The following is a 17,500-nucleotide window of genomic DNA, read 5'->3' on the forward strand; positions in this document are numbered from 1 at the left end:
TTCTTTATTTTACATGTTCATGCGTAAACAGGTGATCCTGGCAGTATTCATAATTTCCGTTGCATCTGGAGCAGAAACGGAACTCCAGATTCGGATCATCCTTTTCAGTCCGCCCGCAAATCGCACATTTGTGTTTTGTGATTCCATTTGGATTGCGGTATTCGGCTTCTCCTCTTGATACGGCTTTTTTAAATTCTTTCCTGCGTCTGTTCTGCCGGAAAGAGTTATGTTTTCCCTTTCTTGTCATCAGGAAAAACACCAGGACGTTTGCCAGGGAACACAAAATAACAACACATCCTGCCCAGTTCCCGCTCAGAATGCTGGTAATCATGCTATAAGCAAGAAGTGCTACGTCAAGATACGCCAGCCATTTGATCTTGATCGGGATAATAAAGTACAAAAGCACCTGCATATCCGGAAAACTGATCGCAAAGCCAAGAAAAATAGAAAGGCTGATATAATAGGTGCTGAATGCAGTTCCCATCAGCGCCGGATACCCCTTCACTGCGTACTCGATTCCATACAGCAGGAAGGAACCGAGGATCGTCATCAGAATACCCGAAAAGATATAAACGTTATATTTGAAATCTCCCCAGGCTCTTTCAAGACTCGTTCCGATTGAGTAGTAGAAAAACAGCATAATAATCGTAAAGATGTCGAGACTGCTCGGCGGAATCAGAATCCAGCTCACCAGACGCCAGATCTGGCCATGCAGAATATAGTATGGTTCCAGCGTCAGATACTGTCTCATGATGGGAGCCGCAAGCGCAATGATATATCCCGCAATGTACGTTACGATAATGTACATCGTCAGATGGCTTAACGCATATCTCCCATATTTTCGCTCCATTTTGTCTAAAAAATTCATGCACACTCTTCCTTTTTGTTTGTTTTATTTCACCGGCTTTCACTGCCCGAAAATACATTCTCATTATACGTGCTGCCTTTTCGTTTGTCAAACGGTATAACGGTGAATTTCGTCTCTGAAAAAGAGCTTTACGAATGTTTTACTTTCCGGTATAATTTATTAGAAATCTTTTCCAGTTATTTTATAAATATACGAAAAAATTCAGGAGGACTTTATATATGGCAGGATCATCATTTGGTACCATCTTCAGACCGACCACCTGGGGAGAGTCTCATGGAAAAGGCGTGGGCGTTGTTGTGGACGGAGTGCCGGCCGGCCTTTCGCTTTCCGAGGAGGATATTCAGGTTTACCTCGACCGCAGGAAGCCGGGACAGAACCGCTTTACCACAAAACGGAAAGAATCCGATACCGTTCAGATTTTATCCGGCACTTTCGAAGGAAAAACGACCGGTACCCCGATTTCCATGGTGGTATGGAATGAGGATCAGCATTCCAAAGATTACAGCGACATTGCTTCCTATTACAGACCGGGCCACGCCGACTATACGTTTGATGCAAAATACGGTTTCCGCGACTACCGCGGCGGCGGACGCTCCTCAGGACGCGAGACGATCGCACGCGTGGCTGCAGGTGCCATTGCCTTAAAAATGCTCTCTGAGCTTGGCATCACCGTTTCCGCCTACACCCGCTCCATCGGTGACGTGGAAATCCAGTCTTTTGATGCCGCTGAAATCGCGAATAACGCCCTGAATATGCCGGATGCAGAGGCTGCCGAAAAGGCTTCCGAGCTTTTAACAAAAGCCATGGCAGAAAAAAATTCCGTCGGCGGTGTGGTCGAATGTGTCGTTCACCATATGCCGGCCGGTGTCGGCGATCCGGTGTTTGAAAAGCTCGATGCCAACCTTGCAAAAGCACTCGTCTCCATCGGCGCCGTAAAAGGCGTGGAAATCGGAGACGGTTTCTCGGTCTGCACAGCTACCGGGCTTACCAATAACGATGCCTTCCATGTAAATGCGGACGGCTCCATTGTCAAGCTGACCAACCACGCCGGCGGTATTTTAGGCGGTATCAGCGACGGAAGCGATATCGTTGTCCGGGCTGGTTTCAAACCGACCCCGTCCGTTGCTGCTTCCCAGCAGACCATCAACAAAGATGGTGAAAACATTGCCATCGAAATCAAAGGCCGCCACGACCCGATCGTCGTTGCACGCGCCGTTGTTGTCGTGGAATGCATGACCGCTCTTGTCCTGGCGGACGCACTGCTCGTCGGCATGAGCGCCAAACTGGACAATGTAAAGAAAGTCTGGGCTCTGGACGAGAAATAAAGGCCGGACTGCTTCTTTCTGGCTTCAACACAAAAAATGCCTGCGGGATACAGTTCTTCCTGCAGGCATTTTTGCGTTATTTTTTTAGTGAACGCCTTTTTTCGTAATCAGAATACAGTTCGGCGTCTCCACTTCCATCGGGCGGCCTTTCTGAACCAGCACGTTTTTCTCATAATCAACGGTAAATGTTGTGATCGTGTTGGACTCATGGTTTGCCACTGCGATATGTTTTCCGTCCGGGAACATTGCAATATCCTTTGGATATTCGCCGCTGATCGGAAGTGCAAACTTCTTCTCCAGGCAGCCGGTCTCCGGGTCGATATGGAACATTGCTACGGTATTGTCTCCGGCTGTAGAAGTAAACAGGTAGTGGTGATCCGGGGAAAGGCACATGCCGGATGCAGCGTCGTGCGCCTGGTCCACGTTCGCGGATGTGGTGCTGATCGACTGCAGTTTTTCAAATTCCGGTCCGTTTCCCGTATCACGGTAGCTGAATACATCGACTTTGTTCATCAGCTCGTAAATGACATACGCGTATTTTCCGGATTCACTGAAAACGATCTCTCTCGGACCGGATTCACGCTCACAGCGCAGGATATCCACCAGTTTCAGGCGGTCACGCTGTGTGTTCAGCTTGTACATTTTGATCTGGTCAATGCCGTTGTCGACTGCGCAGACATATTTGTTGTCCGGTGTAGGAACGACACAGCTGACATGCGGGCGGAAGTTACGCTCTGCCACACTGCCAAGGCCCTTGTGGAACACGCCGTCCATCAGACTTCCGAGGCGGCCGTCCTTATGGGTATGTACAACGGTTACTTTTCCGTCATGATAGCCTGCCACGAACAGGTATCTTCCGGTTTTGTCCACCGACAGATAGCAGCCGCGCATGCCGTCGATGTCTACTTTGTTGATCGGGGTCAGGTCTCCGTCATCCTCCACTGCAAACACTGCAACGCCTTCATCTGCAATCGAATACAGGTATTTGCCGTTTAAGGAACGGGCAATGTGGGAAGAGTTGTTGACCGGTATGACTTTTCGCTCTGTCAGAGTGCCTTCTTCTACATTTACATCATATAAATGAATACCAATGCTGCTTCCATGGGTATAAGTGCCTACATAGGCTACGTACTCATCCTTCATGTTGTTTTCATCCTTTCTGCCTTCTCGCACATCGTGTGAATTTTCTAAAAATATTTTAACACAATTTCCGCGCCACGACAACGAGGAAAACGGATTTTTGATATGTAAACGGTAACACTTTATTTTTAGACACAGGATATTCTCCTGCTGAGAATTTTTTAGATATTTCTATTGTTTTTAGATTGTAAGAGTTGAGGTTTCCGCTGCATACCATTTCCATTTTCTACGCTCTCGTCAGACTGATTTCCTGACTCATCATTCCCTGCAGTTTCTTGATTGCGCGGCTGTACTGACACTGCAGCGCCTGCTCGCTTTTCTTGCAGAATCCGCTGAGCTCTTTGTAGCTGAATCCATATGCTCTCCCCCAGAAAATGCGCTGATCCATCGGATTCAGGTTCTGGATGCAGTTCTGCATCACCATTCGTTCCTCAATCTCGGCTGTCGCGGCCGCCTCCCCTTCATTTCTGTTCTCTTTCTGATACTGTGTATAGGAAACTTCATTCTGATAATAATGTTTTCTGCGCTGATTCTTGATCTTGTTTTTTGCCACACAGAACAGCCATTTCGTCATCTCTTCTCCTTCGAGATCGGCAACGGTTTCAAATTTTACCACCAATACCTCCCATACATCGTTCAGCACATCCTTCGCCGTCTCCCGGTCATTGTTCAACTGACCGCAGATATAACGGAACAGCACATGACTGTTTTTCTCGAATATGATCTGAAAAAATCGTTCCTCCTCTTGTCTCATACACTTCTTTCTCCCTCCTGTTATTTCGCTGTCCTTCTCTTCCGGGCCCGTCATATATGTAATGTGTTGAGACTATCGAAATCTTTCATTTTTTCAGAATATTTCTACTATTTGACCTTATTACTTTTGTTAATAAAGCAAAATATTGCGTTATAACTGCACCGCGGCGCATAATCAAATTTTTTCTTTCGAAATCAGAAATTACTGTTTCTGACAAAAAAATTCCCGCAGAAAGGAGCTTTCTTCCTCTCTGCGGGAATCTTCTATTTTGGTTTTATTTTATTTAAAGTAAGCAACACCGGACTCAAAGATCTTCAGATCCTGCTCTCCGTAGATGTTGACTGCTACGCCGTTGTCGCGGCGCTCTGCGTGTGCCATCTTACCAAAGACACGGCCGTCCGGGCTGGTGATACCCTCGATTCCGCAGTAGGAACCGTTGACATTCCAGTACTCGTCGTTGGTCAGGTTTCCGTTGACATCGCAGTAGCGGGTTGCAATCTGGCCGTTTGCCATCAGCTTGTCGATCCACTCTTTCGATGCTACGAAACGTCCCTCTCCGTGGGATGCCGGGTTGGTGTAAACACCGCCAAGCTCGGCGCCTGCCAGCCATGGGGATTTGTTGGTCACAACCTTCGTGTAAACCATCTTGGAAATATGGCGTCCGATGGTGTTGAAGGTCAGAGTCGGGGAATCTTCCGTCTGTCCGAGAATCTCACCGTACGGAACGAGTCCCAATTTGATCAGTGCCTGGAATCCGTTGCAGATACCAAGGGCAAGTCCGTCTCTCTCATTCAGCAGTTTGGTAACAGCTTCTTTGATCTTCGCATTCTGGAATGCGGTTGCAAAGAATTTTGCTGATCCATCCGGCTCATCACCTGCGGAGAATCCGCCAGGGAACATGATGATCTGCGCCTGGTTGATGGCTTTTTCAAAGGCATCGACAGAACCGCGGATGTCTTCTGCGGAAAGGTTGCTGAATACCTGAGTGATAACTTTTGCACCGGCACGCTCGAAAGCTCTGGTGCTGTCATACTCACAGTTCGTTCCCGGGAAGACCGGAATGAATACGGTCGGCTGTGCCAGCTTGTGGGAGCATACGTGGATGCTCTTTGCCTGATAGCAGCTGTCTGCAACAATTCCGTTTTCGTCTGCTGCTGCCACATTCAGGGCATCTACATCCGGAAGCTCTGCACCGGATACGGTCTTGAATACTTTTTCCAGCGGTTTGTTCCATGCGGAAACGGCCTCGCGGATGGTGATTTCGGTGTCTTTATAGGAAAGAACCGGTTTGTCTGTCACTTCACCGATGACGGTGTAGGTGCTTGCCAGCTCTCCGACTTTTTCAGCCGGAACTTCGCAGATCAGATCTGCAATATATGGAGTAAAGAGATCTCTCTCGTCTACATTGTGCTCGATGGTTACGCCGAGAGCATTACCGAATGCCATCTTGGATACGGCTGCTACGATACCCTGACGGTCTACGACATAAGCGGCTTTCACACGGCCGTTCTGCATATCCTCATGCAGTTTTCTGTAGGTTTCCATGACGCCTTCGTACTCTGGAAGCAGATGTGCATCGACTGGAAGGTGGATCCACACGAGTTTGTCTCCTGTGTTTTTCAGCTCCGGAGATACTACATCTTTTAATTTTGCAACGTCAACCGCGAAGGATACGAGTGTCGGCGGTACATCGATATGGTTGAAGGTACCGGACATACTGTCTTTTCCTCCGATAGACGGCAGGCCGTAGCCCATCTGTGCGTCGTATGCACCAAGAAGTGCTGCGAACGGCTGGCTCCAGCGGTGCGGATCCTCAGTCATTCTGCGGAAATATTCCTGGAAGGTGAAGCGGACTTTGCTGTAATCGCCGCCGACTGCCACGATGCGGGACAGGGACTCGGTTACGGCATAGACTGCTCCGTGATACGGGCTCCAGCTCGATACGTATGGATCAAAGCCGTAGCTCATCATGGTAACGGTGTTGGTTTTTCCATCCGGAACCGGCACTTTTGCAACCATGGCCTGAGTTTCAGTCAGCTGATATTTTCCACCGTACGGCATCAGCACGCTGGCTGCTCCGATGGAGGAGTCAAACATCTCGACAAGACCTTTCTGGGAGCATGCGTTGAGGTCTGACAGGGTGGACAGCCATTTTTCTTTCACGTCGGCAATGTCACCGCTTCTTTTTAACGGGGTGTCCTCTGCTTTTGGAATCTCTACGAAGACATCATTCTCCTGGTGTGCTCCGTTGGTATCCAGGAATGCACGGGAAATATTGACAATCTCTTTTCCTCTCCAGGAGAGTACCAGACGCGGGTCCTCGGTTACGACTGCAACTTCGGTTGCCTCCAGGTTCTCTTCTGCGGCATATTTCAGGAACTGCTCACGGTCTTTCGGGTCGATGACAACGGCCATACGCTCCTGGGACTCGGAGATGGCGATCTCGGTTCCGTCGAGGCCGGCATATTTTTTCGGTACTTTGTCCAGATTGATCTTAAGGCCCGGTGCCAGCTCGCCGATGGCAACGGAAACTCCGCCTGCACCGAAGTCGTTGCATTTTTTAATCAGAAGGCTGACTTCCTCGCGGCGGAACAGTCTCTGCAGTTTACGCTCAGTCGGTGCGTTTCCTTTCTGTACCTCTGCACCGCAGGTCTCGATGGATTCTGTCGTATGTACTTTGGAGGAACCGGTTGCACCGCCGCAGCCGTCTCTTCCAGTACGGCCGCCGAGCAGGATGATGATATCGCCCGGATCGGAATTTTCACGGACAACGGCACGGCGCGGTGCTGCTCCAAGGACAGCTCCGATCTCCATACGTTTTGCCACGTAGTCCGGATGGTAAACTTCTTTGACATAGCCGGTTGCAAGACCGATCTGGTTTCCATAGGAGCTGTAGCCGTGTGCTGCTTCTCTTACGAGTTTTTTCTGCGGAAGTTTTCCTTCGAGTGTCTCGCTCTGCGGACGGGTCGGATCTGCGGCTCCGGTCACACGCATTGCCTGATATACATAGGTTCTGCCAGAAAGCGGATCACGGATTGCACCGCCAAGGCAGGTTGCTGCACCACCGAACGGCTCGATCTCGGTCGGGTGGTTGTGGGTCTCGTTTTTGAAGTTGATCAGCCACTCTTCGTCTTTTCCGTCTACATCTACCGGTACGACGATGGAGCATGCGTTGATTTCATCAGACTCTTCCTGATCTGCGAGTTTTCCTTCGGATTTCAGTTTTTTCATTGCCAGAAGGGCAAGGTCCATAAGGCAGATGAATTTGTCGTCACGGCCTTTGTAGAGTACCTCACGGTCGCTTAAGTAGCGGTCGTAGCTTTTTTTCATCGGCTCGTAGTAGTCGCCTTCGCCGAAGGTCACGTTGGTAAGCTCGGTGGAGAAGGTGGTATGGCGGCAGTGATCGGACCAGTAGGTATCGAGTACGCGGATCTCGGTCATGGATGGATTGCGTTTTTCTTCGCCGCGGAAGTAGTTCTGGATATGCAGGAAGTCTTTGAAGGTCATGGCAAGGCCGAGGGAATCGTACAGGGCTTTTAATTCTGCCTCCGGCATGTCGATGAATCCGTCGAAGATTTTGACGTCTGCCGGCTCTTCAAATTTTGTCACGAGGGTTTCCGGTTTTTCAAGTCCTGTCTCTCTGGAGTCTACTGGATTGATGCAGTGTGCTTTGACTGCGTCAAACTGCTCATCAGTCATCTCTCCTTCGATAACATACGTAACGGCGGAGCGGATGATCGGCTGCTCGTCTTCTTTTAAGAACTGCACGCACTGTACGGCAGAATCGGCTCTCTGATCAAACTGTCCCGGAAGGAATTCTACGGAAAATACTCTCGCACCTTCTGCACGCGGGAAATCTTCCTGATAGCAGATATCAACCGGCGGCTCTGCAAAGACTACTTTACATGCTTTCTCATATGTCTCATCACTGATATTTTCTACATCGTACCGGATCAGCTCCCGTACGTTGGTTACGGTCTGGATGTTCAGATAGTGCTTGATTTCATGCTTCAGATCTTTCGCCTTAATCGCAAATTCCGGCTTTTTCTCCACATAAACGCGTCTGACTGTACTCATTTTTATCCTCCATTTGTCTGAATCATAGTCCCCCAAAAACGGGACAATCTTTCGTTACTTACAGAATAGCATATTTATCTTTATAAATGAAATTAATATATCTTATATGTTTTATAAGTTTTGTTTCTTAATAGACGGACGCATTTCATTTTTCCTGCACTACCATCCCACTCATCACCCATTCTCTCCCGTCCTAAACCGTCAGGCCCGCGCACTTTCTGGTGCGCGGGCCGTCCGTTTCCGTTTTTACATTCTATATTTCGCTTTTTTCTCCCGTGTCCGCAATGCATTTCCCGCCTTTGCCGGCCGGTACAGCAGCATACAGGTTCCCGCATTCATAACAAGCGCACAGCACACATCCGATACGGAGTGCTGTTTTAAAAACATGGTCGAAAACACAATCAGCACCGTCAGGCCCAGGCAGACGTTTCGGAATACCGGGCGGTTTTTGAGCTGCTCGCTGTGTTCTACGGCAACAGCTACGGCTACGGAATTATATACGTGAATACTTGGGAATACGTTGGTCGGTGTGTCTGTCAGGTAAAGGCCTCTGACCAGATCCGTGAAAATGTTCTCCCGTGGGAATACCGTCGGGCGCAGGTTCTGGCCGTTCGGGTACAGATAGGAGATCACGAGGAACGCCGTCATTCCGATTCCCAGGTTGATAATCAGCTGATAATATTCTCTGCGGTTCTTGTTGCAGAAGCCGAAATAAAGGACAGACCATGCAATATATCCAAACCACATAAAATAAGGAATCACAAAAAACTCACAGAACGGAATCATATCATCAAACGGAGTATGAATCAGATGATAACCTTTCGTAATGTGAGTTTCCAGATATTGAAAACATTTCAGATAGAAAATACCATAAACCACTACCGGAAGAAAATGCTTATATTTTTTTATTATCTTCATAGTTTCCCTCCACTTTTCTGACGAGGTTTTTCTCTTCAACCTGCTGAAATTATAGCACACCGAAAACCGAAGTCAATAAGCTTTATTATTTTTTAAGAAACAATTCATCGGTTTCTGAAAACCGTCCTTGGGATGGAAATGTTCAAAGATCGCCGCGTCGAATTTTTTCCGTGTCCGGTTATATACATGCTCATCTTTTACCGTCCATGCAAATGCCGGTGTCCGAAACAGCATACGGTCGATCAGGAAGCCCGGGCAGTCGGCATAGCGGTGGTCGTAGGCGATAAAATCCGGTTTCCCGATAAAATTCAGCATCAGATGACGCGCCATTATCCGCAGGATCAGATGCACCTTATCATCCTTTGAAAAACGGCCGGAAAGCTGGCCGCGCAACGTCTGCGGCATGTGGCGGCGGCACCAGCGGAGGGCCAGGCTGTTGAAGGATTCCATGCAGAACATACCGGTGTACCCCTCCATCTCCTTCTGAAATCCCGCACAGACCGCCGTGGAAAGTCCCGGCATCTTGATTTCGATTAAAAGCGGCACGCGGCCGTCTACCGTCTGCAGTACCTCACGAAGCAGCGGAATCTTTTCCGTGCTGTCGCCCAGATGGAACTGCTGGAGTTCCTCATACGTATAATCGCTGATTTTTCCCTCGTTTCCACACATCCGCTTCATCGTGTCGTCGTGGAACACCACAATCCGGCCATCCTTTGTGATCTGAATATCCAGCTCGATGGCATATCCCTGCTCTGCCGCGCGGGCAAAAGCCGGAAGAGAATTCTCCGGAACTCCCTCCGCCGCGTTCCACAGACCGCGGTGCGCATAATTCCATTCCGCAAATTTCAGACATTCCTGCCGTCTCGATGTAGCCGGCAGAATGGAAAAGAAATAACCTGCTGCCAGGACGGCAAGCACTGCAAAAAATATGATCCAGAACATCATCTTTCCATCCCTTCTTTCACCCAGCCGCCCAAAAGGCGGAGACGCTCCGTTTCCAGTCCGATCCTTTCCTCCGTGCGGTGTCCGCCCGATTCTCCGTCCAGGTGGACCGGTTCCGCGCGGTCTGTCTGAAAGGAAAGGCTGCTGCACCGCTCCATATGTACCTCAGGAAATCCCGTGTGGCGTCCAAACAGCGCCATCGGCAGAAGATAGCTGACTTTCCATTTGGCAAGATTGGAAACCACCATCACGTCGAGCAGATCATCCGTCCCGTCCGCCTCCGGGCAGAAGCAGAAGCCGCCGCCTTCGTACGGAAAATTCATTGCCACTGCAAAAAGAACATTTTCAAACGAACGGTGTTCTCCGTTTTCCAGAGCTGCATCCAGCGTGAACGGTTCGAGATAAAAGAGCTGCCGCAGTGCAATCATCACATACGTAAGTTTTCCCAGATGCAGCCGGTTCAGCGTATTCTTGATTTTTGATGCCAGCGCCTCGTGGCAGATGCCTGCATCAAAACCGATGCCGGTGCTGACGAGAAATCTCCGCTTTTGGCTGCCAAGAAGCGCCGTTCCAATGTTGATCTCCTTTTCCTCCCCTTTCAGCACAGCTTCCAGCGCCTGCAGCGGATCGGAGGGAATTCCGGCACCGCGCGCAAAATCGTTGCCGCTTCCCGTTGGAATATAACCGAACTTTACATCCGACAGGCTGGTGATTCCATCGACCGCCTCATTCGCCGTACCGTCTCCGCCGATCACCAGAAGGACATCATCGGGATTCCATACCCCTTTCGCGGTCAGCCGTGCTGCCGTCTCCCGTGCGCTTCCGTGATACTTTGTCGGATATACACGAAATTCCGTCCTGCGCCGCTCAAGCTCGCCCTCAATCACCGGCCACAGCTTCTCGCCGCGCCCCGACCGCGATTTTTTATTTACTATAATATGATACATCAAAGTCATACCTTCCTTTTTCTTCTGTAAAAAACCACTTCAAATCACCTGAATCATGTTCTTACGCAGCGAAACAACAAGTGTTTCACTGCTGAGTGAACAGTAACCAAATCAGCCATATTGTAGCAGTTTTCCCCGCAAACCACAACTATCTTCACAAAATCTTAACTTGTTGCCGCCGTAAAAATTCCCGCACCCCTGTCTTTTCTTTCTTGACAGACCTTTTTGTTCTGCTAAAATAAAAAGTACCGCGGTTTCGTCCGCAGAACGTCACTCATTTCTGAGGAGGTTTTTATGAATTTTTACGATATGACACGCGCAGGGAGGATGATAAGATGAAGCTCTCCCCCGCATTTCTCGCTTATAAACTAAGCAGCGCTTTTTCGGTTCTTGCACCGGAAAACCTGCCGCTCTCCGGCACACTGGAGCTGCCTGTTCTTTATCAGACAGGCTCCGCAGCCACTGCGCACCGTGTCTTTCTCTGCACAGAAGAACAGATCGGCTCTCTTTCCTCCCTCCCGGAAGAAAGCAGCTCCCTTTTTCTTCTCTGTACCGAAGAACTGCCGGAGGAACTTCCGGCTCCGGTTTCGATCGCCGTTAAGAGCAGCGTATCCGCTGTTTTTTCGTTCCTGCAGGAGCTTTTCTGGACGTACGATTCCTGGCAGAAGGAGCTGATGCAGGCACGGCTCGACGGAAAATCGATCCAGCATCTTTTAAATCTCTCCCTGCCTGTTTTTGCCCACCCCCTGATGGTGGTCGGCATGGATTTTTCCATCATCGCCGCAGCGTCCGAAGAACCTTCCTTTTTTCCCGAGAAGGTGTTTGGCTCCCTCGATGCAACGCGCCCGCTTCTGCTCTCCTTGACAGAAAGCAGCGAATACGCGTCCGTCCGCGATCTCGATGGATGGTTCCGCTTTCCGGATCACGTAACGGGACTTGGTTCCCTCTGCGTCAACATCACGCAGCATGGTCAGAGCGCCTACCGCCTGCTGCTCCTCGACACGAAAAAGGATCTTTCTGATTCCGAAGGCTTTCTTCTTGAATTTCTTGCAGAAATGATCCATCACGCCTTCCTGCACAATGTGATGCAGAAAACCTCGCCGGCGCAGTCGCTTCACACTGTGCTGCTCCGTGCCCTCGACGACCGGATGGCCGACTATATTGCGGTCAGCCAGGCTCTCGATGCGCTCGGCTGGCATTCCCGCCACACCTACTGCTGCCTCTATCTGCAGCTCTCCGATATGGATCAGAAAAACCTGACGGCAAACTCGGTCTGCGCCTATCTGGAAAATATTCTGACCGGCTGCTCCGCGTTTCCGCACGGCGGCGGTATCGTTGCGTTCTTTAACCTCACGCTGTCCGATTTTTCCATGACCGATCTGATGGAACGCATGGTGCACTTTGTGGAGGACAGCTCCTTAAATGCCGGCTTTTCGCGCTGCATGAACGGCCACATGAATCTGCGCCGCCAGTATATCCAGGCAAAAATCGCCCTGCAGTTCGGCACGCGAAAATACCCGGACAAGCGGATGCATCCGTTCAACGATATCTCGTTTGACTACATCCTCGATCAGGCAACAAAAAAGCTCCCAGGCTACATGCTGTGCCATGAGAGACTTCTCTTTCTGCAGGAGCACGACGACAGCTCCGGCAGTGACTATATGCGGACGCTCCGCTGCTATCTGGACAACCACTGCAATGTCGTCCAGACGGCTCGTGAGCTTTTTATCCACCGCAGTACCCTGCTCTACCGCCTGGAAAAGATCAAGGAAATTTTAGAATCTGATCTTTCCAGCCCGGATGAAATTCTGTATCTGATGCTTTCGTTCCGTTTTATCGACCTCGAGAATGAAGAAGAAAACCGTTCTGGATCTTCGCAGCCAGAAAAGCACAGATAAAACCAACCGCAATTCCCGCCAGGACATCGGTCGGGAAATGCACAAACAGATACAGTCTGGAAAATGCAATCAAGCAGGCCAGAATCAGTGCGGCAGCTCCTTCTTTTTTGTGCATCACAAAAATAGAGACTGCCGCCGCAAACGAGGCTGCCGAATGGCCCGATGGGAAGGAATAGTCCTTCGGAGCGGCAACCAGCAGCTTTACCTGCTCGTCAATCCAGCACGGACGCGGGCGCGCTGCCAGCGGCTTTAACACCAGATTACATAAAATCAAATCTAAAATCAGCGCGATCGCCATTCTTACACCGCATTTCCGGTATTTCGGAAGGATTAAGAAAACGGCAGTCAGCGCAATCCAGATCCATCCCGCATTTCCAAGCGAAGTAATTCCCACCATCACCCGATCGAGCACTGCATTGTGAAGATGCTGCAGTGCATATAAAATTGAAAAATCCATTCTTACCCCTCTCTGTAAAAAATGGGCATTTTTCTACTGTACATCTGCTGATCGGCGGCCGCCTCGTACAGAAATTCCGCCAGGGCCTCTCTCGAGTATCCAGGCCGGAACTGGCTGCCGTCCAGCGAAATACTGCAGTTCTGCCCTACCTTTTTCACTTTCCCGTCTCTTCCCGGACACGTCCGCACCAGTGTCCAGTTCAGATCGCTCCGTGCCAGAACCTGTCCCATCTTCTGCATATCTTTATAGACACATGGCCAGAAAATCTGCATGAATTTCGTACTCATTCTCTGGTATTTGTCCTCGCAGTCTCCAAACGCATGAATGCAGACATGGCCTACCGTCACAAACCGCGTTTTTCCAAGCTGCTTCATGGCCGAGAGAATCATTGCGTTTCCATCAGCCAGCGGTGTCTCCTCTTCTTTTACATGTTTCACACGCATCGGAGTCAGCACGCTGATGACTGCATCCGCTTCCAGCAGTGCCTCCAGCACGCGTTCCCGGTTCTGAAGGCTTCCCTCAATCACGGTCAGATTTTTTCTCGGCCAGATCGCTTTTGCATCCGGCACGTAGGCGGTCACCTGTGCGCCGTGAAGAAGCGCCGTGTTGGTCACATACTGCCCAAGCAGTCCCCCCAGACTGAATATTGTAATTCTCATGAAATCCTCACTCTCATCTGTGTGTCTTTTGTATCCTCCGCAGATTTTTTGACACACTTTCCTAATGTTATCTCCTATTCTAACACACCGCCCGTATACGATACAATGAAATAAAACTAAAAAAAGTATAACCTTTTTCGTCCTTTCTTCATATCGTAAGTAGAACCGTATTTTCAGGAGCTTTGATCTTATGCCCTATACTATCGTAATCGATGCCGGACACGGGGGAAGTGATCCGGGCGCTGTCTATGAGGGACGCAGGGAAAAGGATGACAATCTTTCCCTCGCCATCGCGGTCGGCGAGCTTCTTTCCCGGCAGGGTGTCTCTGTCATTTATACCCGCACAACCGATGTTTATCAGACGCCGTTTGAAAAGGCGCAGATGGCCAATCAGGCGGATGCCGACTTTTTTATTTCTTTTCACCGGAATTCTTCGGAGGAACCGAACCAGTATACCGGCGTGGAAACGCTTGTCTATGACAACTCCGGCATCAAACAGACAATGGCAGAAAACATTAACGGCGCGCTCTCGGAGCTGGGATTCCGGAATCTCGGTGTCAAGGCACGGCCAGGGCTTGTTGTTCTGCGGCGGACGAAAATGCCGGCTCTTCTGATTGAAACCGGCTTTCTGAACAATGAGCAGGACAATACGCTCTACGATGAAAAGCAGGAAGAAATCGCCCGCGCCATCGCGGATGCAGTGCTTGGAACGCTGGATCTCGAGACGGTCACGGAGGCTGACCGGCGCGCTGCGGAAACGGAGGCCGCCCGTCCGTCCGTTTCAACAGCGGATACCGTCACTGCTTCCGCTTCGCCCCATCCCACGCCGCCGGAACAGGAAAATCCTTCCGATACACCGGAAACCTTCTACCGTGTCCAGACCGGCCTTTTCCGCATCCGCCAGAATGCCGACCGTATGCTTTACGACCTTCTCGACCAGGGCTATCCCGCTTTTCTTCTCGCCGAGGACGGCTTTTTCAAAGTCCAGGTCGGCGCTTACCGCCAGCTCGGAAATGCCATTCTGATGGAACGCCGCCTGCGCCGCGACGGCTATTCCACCCTGATTACCACCTGAGCGTCTGACGCATCAGTCGAAAAAAGAGCGTGCCGGAATTTTATTTTCCGGCACGCTCTCGTTCTCCTTATAACTTTTTCAGTTTTGCAAACGAAGCAAACATTTTCTTCGTACCAGCCTGGTCGAAGTTGACGGTAACTTCATAATCTCTTCCGCCGTCCACGATATCCGTGACAATGCCGACACCGAACTTGATATGGCGCACCGTATCCCCGATTTCGTAATCGAGTTTCGTCGCCTTCTGCGCGCTGAAGGTTTTCGCCTGCTGCGGCTTCTCGCGGAATGCCTGCTTCATCGCCGCATAGACGCTGCCTCTCGTCGGAATGTCCATCTTCGGTTTCCGGTCTTCGATCTCCCCGCGCTCCCGCTCCAGGGAAATCAGCTCCCGCGGAATCTCTTTGACAAAACGGGACATCTTGTTGTACTGCACTTCGCCGCGGATCATTCTCTGGCGCGCACATGTCAATGTCAGATGCTGCATCGCACGCGTGATGCCCACGTAGCAGAGACGGCGCTCCTCCTCCAGCTCCGACGGATCATCCCCGGTGATCGTCATGTAGCTTGGGAAAATACCATCCTCCATGCCGGCAAGGAATACGTTCGGGAACTCCAGTCCTTTTGCGGAATGCAGTGTCATCAACAACACGTAATCGCTCTCCTCATCCACCGAGTCGATATCAGACACCAGCGCAACCTCCTGCAGAAAACCACCGAGAGATGGCTGTTCGGCGCTCTCCTCATAATCCGCAATCTTTGAAATCAGCTCGTCGATGTTCTCGATGCGGGCTGCCGCTTCTTCGGTTCCCTCCGCCTGCAGATCTGCTACATAGCCGGTCTCCTCGATGATTTCATTCAGCAGCTCTTTGACCGACAGATAATCTGCTTTCGCGCGGAGTACCTGTAAAAAGGACGTGAAGGATTTAATCTTATTTAAAGACCGCATCAGCCCCGGCACATACTCGGCCTCGAGAAGCGCATCGTAGAAACGGATGCCCTGCTCTGCCTCCCAGTCCTGCACTTTGTTGATCGTCGCCGCTCCGATACCGCGCCGCGGAACGTTGATGATACGCAGTACCGCAAGGTCATCCTCCGGGTTCTCGATCACACGCAGATACGCCAGCAGATCCTTGATCTCGCGTCTCGCATAGAAGTTAACACCGCCCACGATTTTATATGGAACATTTGCAAGCAGCAGTTTCTCCTCAAAAAGACGGGACTGTGCGTTGGTACGGTAGAGAATTGCATAATCACGGTACTTCTTTCCCTCCGTGCGGACGCCGCGCGTGATTTCTCCTGCCACGTACTCCGCCTCCTCAAAACCGCTCTGGAACTGCCGCAGATCGATCAGGTCACCCTCCGGATTCTCTGTCCACAGGCGTTTTGCTTTTCGTCCCTGGTTATTCGCAATCACTTCATTTGCCGCATTCAGAATATTCTGCGTGGAACGGTAATTCTGCTCCAGTTTAATGACCTTCGCATCCGGGAATACATGCTCAAAGCTCAGAATATTTTCAATATTCGCCCCGCGGAATTTGTAGATCGACTGGTCATCATCGCCGACAACGCAGAGATTGCGGTATTTTGCCGCCAGAAGGCTCACAAAGCGGAACTGAACCGTGTTGGTATCCTGATACTCATCGACCATGATATAGCGGAACTGCTCCTGATAATAATCGAGCACTTCCGGGAACTGCTGGAATAATTTTACGGTCTGTACCAGCAGATCATCGAAGTCCATCGCATTGTTTTTCTTTAACTCTGCCTGATACTCCGCATAAACTGCCGCATACTTCTGCAGCTTCCAGTCGATTCCCGCGTCAATCCGGTACTGGTCCGGCTCGATCATCTCATCCTTTGCGGACGAAATTGCCGCCATGATCGCACGGTCGCGGTACAGTTTCGGATCCATCTGGAGCCGTTTCATGATGTCCTTGATCAGCGATTTCTGGTCATCGGTATCGTAAATTGCAAAATTGTTGGCGTATCCCAGACGTTCAGCATGGCGGCGCAGAATCCGCACGCAGCTGGAATGGAAGGTGCTGACCCAGATCCGCTCCGATCCGTATCCCACGATTTTATCGACACGCTCACGCATTTCTCCGGCGGCCTTATTCGTAAAGGTGATCGCCATAATATTCCATAGATTGACGCCTTTGTCCCGGATCAGGGAGGCGATGCGGTGCGTCAGTACCCTCGTCTTTCCCGAACCGGCACCTGCAAGGATCAGAAGCGGCCCTTCGGTGTGCTCCACAGCTTCCATCTGCATCGGGTTTAATCCTGTTTCTGTCTGATTCATGTTCTTTCTCCTTCATCTGCTTCGAATCTTTTCACATGCATCTCAGTATATAACAAATCCGCCCCGGTTACAAGTAAGAACGAACATACGTTGCATTTTTATCATGGAAACTTTTTTTCGCAAAGTCCTTGCTATCTGGTATTA

The 17,500-nt window shown here is 50.3% G+C and carries 13 protein-coding genes; 3 read left to right on the plus strand and 10 right to left on the minus strand.

Annotation, left to right across the window (positions count from 1 at the left end):
• Positions 1 to 4: 4 nt before the first annotated feature.
• The gene (locus tag DWY63_RS14520; RefSeq protein ID WP_117802502.1) at positions 5 to 868 is read right to left on the minus strand and encodes a hypothetical protein; all 864 of its coding nucleotides are present in this window, start codon (positions 866 to 868) and stop codon (positions 5 to 7) included.
• Between the two features lie 218 nt (positions 869 to 1,086).
• On the opposite strand from DWY63_RS14520, the gene aroC reads away from it, so the two are divergent.
• Positions 1,087 to 2,193, plus strand: coding sequence for a chorismate synthase (aroC, locus tag DWY63_RS14525; protein WP_117802503.1), 1,107 nt, complete (start codon positions 1,087 to 1,089; stop codon positions 2,191 to 2,193).
• An 84-nt stretch (positions 2,194 to 2,277) separates the two neighbouring features.
• On the opposite strand, the gene DWY63_RS14530 is transcribed toward aroC, so the two are convergent.
• The 6 genes from DWY63_RS14530 to DWY63_RS14555 form a co-directional block, all read right to left on the minus strand.
• A complete protein-coding gene (locus tag DWY63_RS14530) occupies positions 2,278 to 3,336 on the minus strand; it encodes a lactonase family protein (protein ID WP_117802504.1) in 1,059 nt (352 codons plus the stop codon).
• 223 nt (positions 3,337 to 3,559) lie between these two features.
• Positions 3,560 to 4,087 (minus strand): RNA polymerase sigma factor, encoded by a 528-nt coding sequence (locus DWY63_RS14535; RefSeq protein ID WP_158568381.1) that lies wholly within the window; start codon positions 4,085 to 4,087, stop codon positions 3,560 to 3,562.
• Positions 4,088 to 4,366: 279 nt separating this feature from the next.
• On the minus strand, positions 4,367 to 8,164 hold the full coding sequence (locus DWY63_RS14540) for a phosphoribosylformylglycinamidine synthase (RefSeq protein ID WP_117802506.1): 3,798 nt from the start codon (positions 8,162 to 8,164) through the stop codon (positions 4,367 to 4,369).
• Positions 8,165 to 8,410: 246 nt separating this feature from the next.
• On the minus strand, positions 8,411 to 9,082 hold the full coding sequence (locus DWY63_RS14545) for a phosphatase PAP2 family protein (RefSeq protein WP_117802507.1): 672 nt from the start codon (positions 9,080 to 9,082) through the stop codon (positions 8,411 to 8,413).
• Between the two features lie 72 nt (positions 9,083 to 9,154).
• Positions 9,155 to 10,027 (minus strand): glycerophosphodiester phosphodiesterase family protein, encoded by an 873-nt coding sequence (locus tag DWY63_RS14550; protein WP_022463211.1) that lies wholly within the window; start codon positions 10,025 to 10,027, stop codon positions 9,155 to 9,157.
• Positions 10,024 to 10,971: a diacylglycerol/lipid kinase family protein gene (locus DWY63_RS14555; protein ID WP_158568382.1), complete on the minus strand. Its 948-nt coding sequence runs from the start codon at positions 10,969 to 10,971 to the stop codon at positions 10,024 to 10,026. The genes DWY63_RS14550 and DWY63_RS14555 overlap by 4 nt, the downstream gene beginning before the upstream one ends.
• 335 nt (positions 10,972 to 11,306) lie before the next feature.
• Between DWY63_RS14555 and DWY63_RS14560 the strand changes: the two genes are divergently transcribed.
• On the plus strand, positions 11,307 to 12,869 hold the full coding sequence (locus DWY63_RS14560) for a PucR family transcriptional regulator (RefSeq protein WP_117510252.1): 1,563 nt from the start codon (positions 11,307 to 11,309) through the stop codon (positions 12,867 to 12,869).
• Here DWY63_RS14560 and DWY63_RS14565 read toward each other — a convergent pair.
• A complete protein-coding gene (locus DWY63_RS14565) occupies positions 12,805 to 13,326 on the minus strand; it encodes a phosphatase PAP2 family protein (RefSeq protein ID WP_055221420.1) in 522 nt (173 codons plus the stop codon). The two genes, DWY63_RS14560 and DWY63_RS14565, sit on opposite strands and share 65 nt — an antisense overlap.
• 2 nt (positions 13,327 to 13,328) lie before the next feature.
• On the minus strand, positions 13,329 to 13,985 hold the full coding sequence (locus DWY63_RS14570; protein ID WP_147343081.1) for an NAD(P)-dependent oxidoreductase: 657 nt from the start codon (positions 13,983 to 13,985) through the stop codon (positions 13,329 to 13,331).
• A gap of 190 nt (positions 13,986 to 14,175) precedes the next feature.
• On the opposite strand from DWY63_RS14570, the gene DWY63_RS14575 reads away from it, so the two are divergent.
• The gene (locus DWY63_RS14575; protein ID WP_117802510.1) at positions 14,176 to 15,060 is read left to right on the plus strand and encodes an N-acetylmuramoyl-L-alanine amidase; all 885 of its coding nucleotides are present in this window, start codon (positions 14,176 to 14,178) and stop codon (positions 15,058 to 15,060) included.
• Between the two features lie 67 nt (positions 15,061 to 15,127).
• Here DWY63_RS14575 and pcrA read toward each other — a convergent pair whose 3' ends face one another.
• Positions 15,128 to 17,356, minus strand: a complete 2,229-nt coding sequence (gene pcrA / locus DWY63_RS14580) for a DNA helicase PcrA (protein WP_117802511.1) — start codon at positions 17,354 to 17,356, stop codon at positions 15,128 to 15,130.
• Between the last annotated feature and the right edge of the window lie 144 nt (positions 17,357 to 17,500).

Origin of the sequence: Blautia sp. AF26-2 (genome assembly GCF_003460955.1) — a bacterium.
Taxonomy (GTDB): Bacteria; Bacillota; Clostridia; order Lachnospirales; family Lachnospiraceae; genus Fusicatenibacter; species Fusicatenibacter saccharivorans.

Coding starts and splice junctions, on each gene's coding strand:
- DWY63_RS14550 (WP_022463211.1), bottom strand. CDS start 10,027: ATGATGTTCTGGATCATATTTTTTGCAGTGCTTGCCGTCCTGGCAGCA.
- DWY63_RS14540 (WP_117802506.1), bottom strand. CDS start 8,164: ATGAGTACAGTCAGACGCGTTTATGTGGAGAAAAAGCCGGAATTTGCG.
- DWY63_RS14560 (WP_117510252.1), top strand. CDS start 11,307: ATGAAGCTCTCCCCCGCATTTCTCGCTTATAAACTAAGCAGCGCTTTT.
- DWY63_RS14570 (WP_147343081.1), bottom strand. CDS start 13,985: ATGAGAATTACAATATTCAGTCTGGGGGGACTGCTTGGGCAGTATGTG.
- DWY63_RS14565 (WP_055221420.1), bottom strand. CDS start 13,326: ATGGATTTTTCAATTTTATATGCACTGCAGCATCTTCACAATGCAGTG.
- aroC (WP_117802503.1), top strand. CDS start 1,087: ATGGCAGGATCATCATTTGGTACCATCTTCAGACCGACCACCTGGGGA.
- DWY63_RS14555 (WP_158568382.1), bottom strand. CDS start 10,971: ATGTATCATATTATAGTAAATAAAAAATCGCGGTCGGGGCGCGGCGAG.
- DWY63_RS14535 (WP_158568381.1), bottom strand. CDS start 4,087: ATGAGACAAGAGGAGGAACGATTTTTTCAGATCATATTCGAGAAAAAC.
- DWY63_RS14530 (WP_117802504.1), bottom strand. CDS start 3,336: ATGAAGGATGAGTACGTAGCCTATGTAGGCACTTATACCCATGGAAGC.
- DWY63_RS14520 (WP_117802502.1), bottom strand. CDS start 868: ATGAATTTTTTAGACAAAATGGAGCGAAAATATGGGAGATATGCGTTA.
- pcrA (WP_117802511.1), bottom strand. CDS start 17,356: ATGAATCAGACAGAAACAGGATTAAACCCGATGCAGATGGAAGCTGTG.
- DWY63_RS14575 (WP_117802510.1), top strand. CDS start 14,176: ATGCCCTATACTATCGTAATCGATGCCGGACACGGGGGAAGTGATCCG.
- DWY63_RS14545 (WP_117802507.1), bottom strand. CDS start 9,082: ATGAAGATAATAAAAAAATATAAGCATTTTCTTCCGGTAGTGGTTTAT.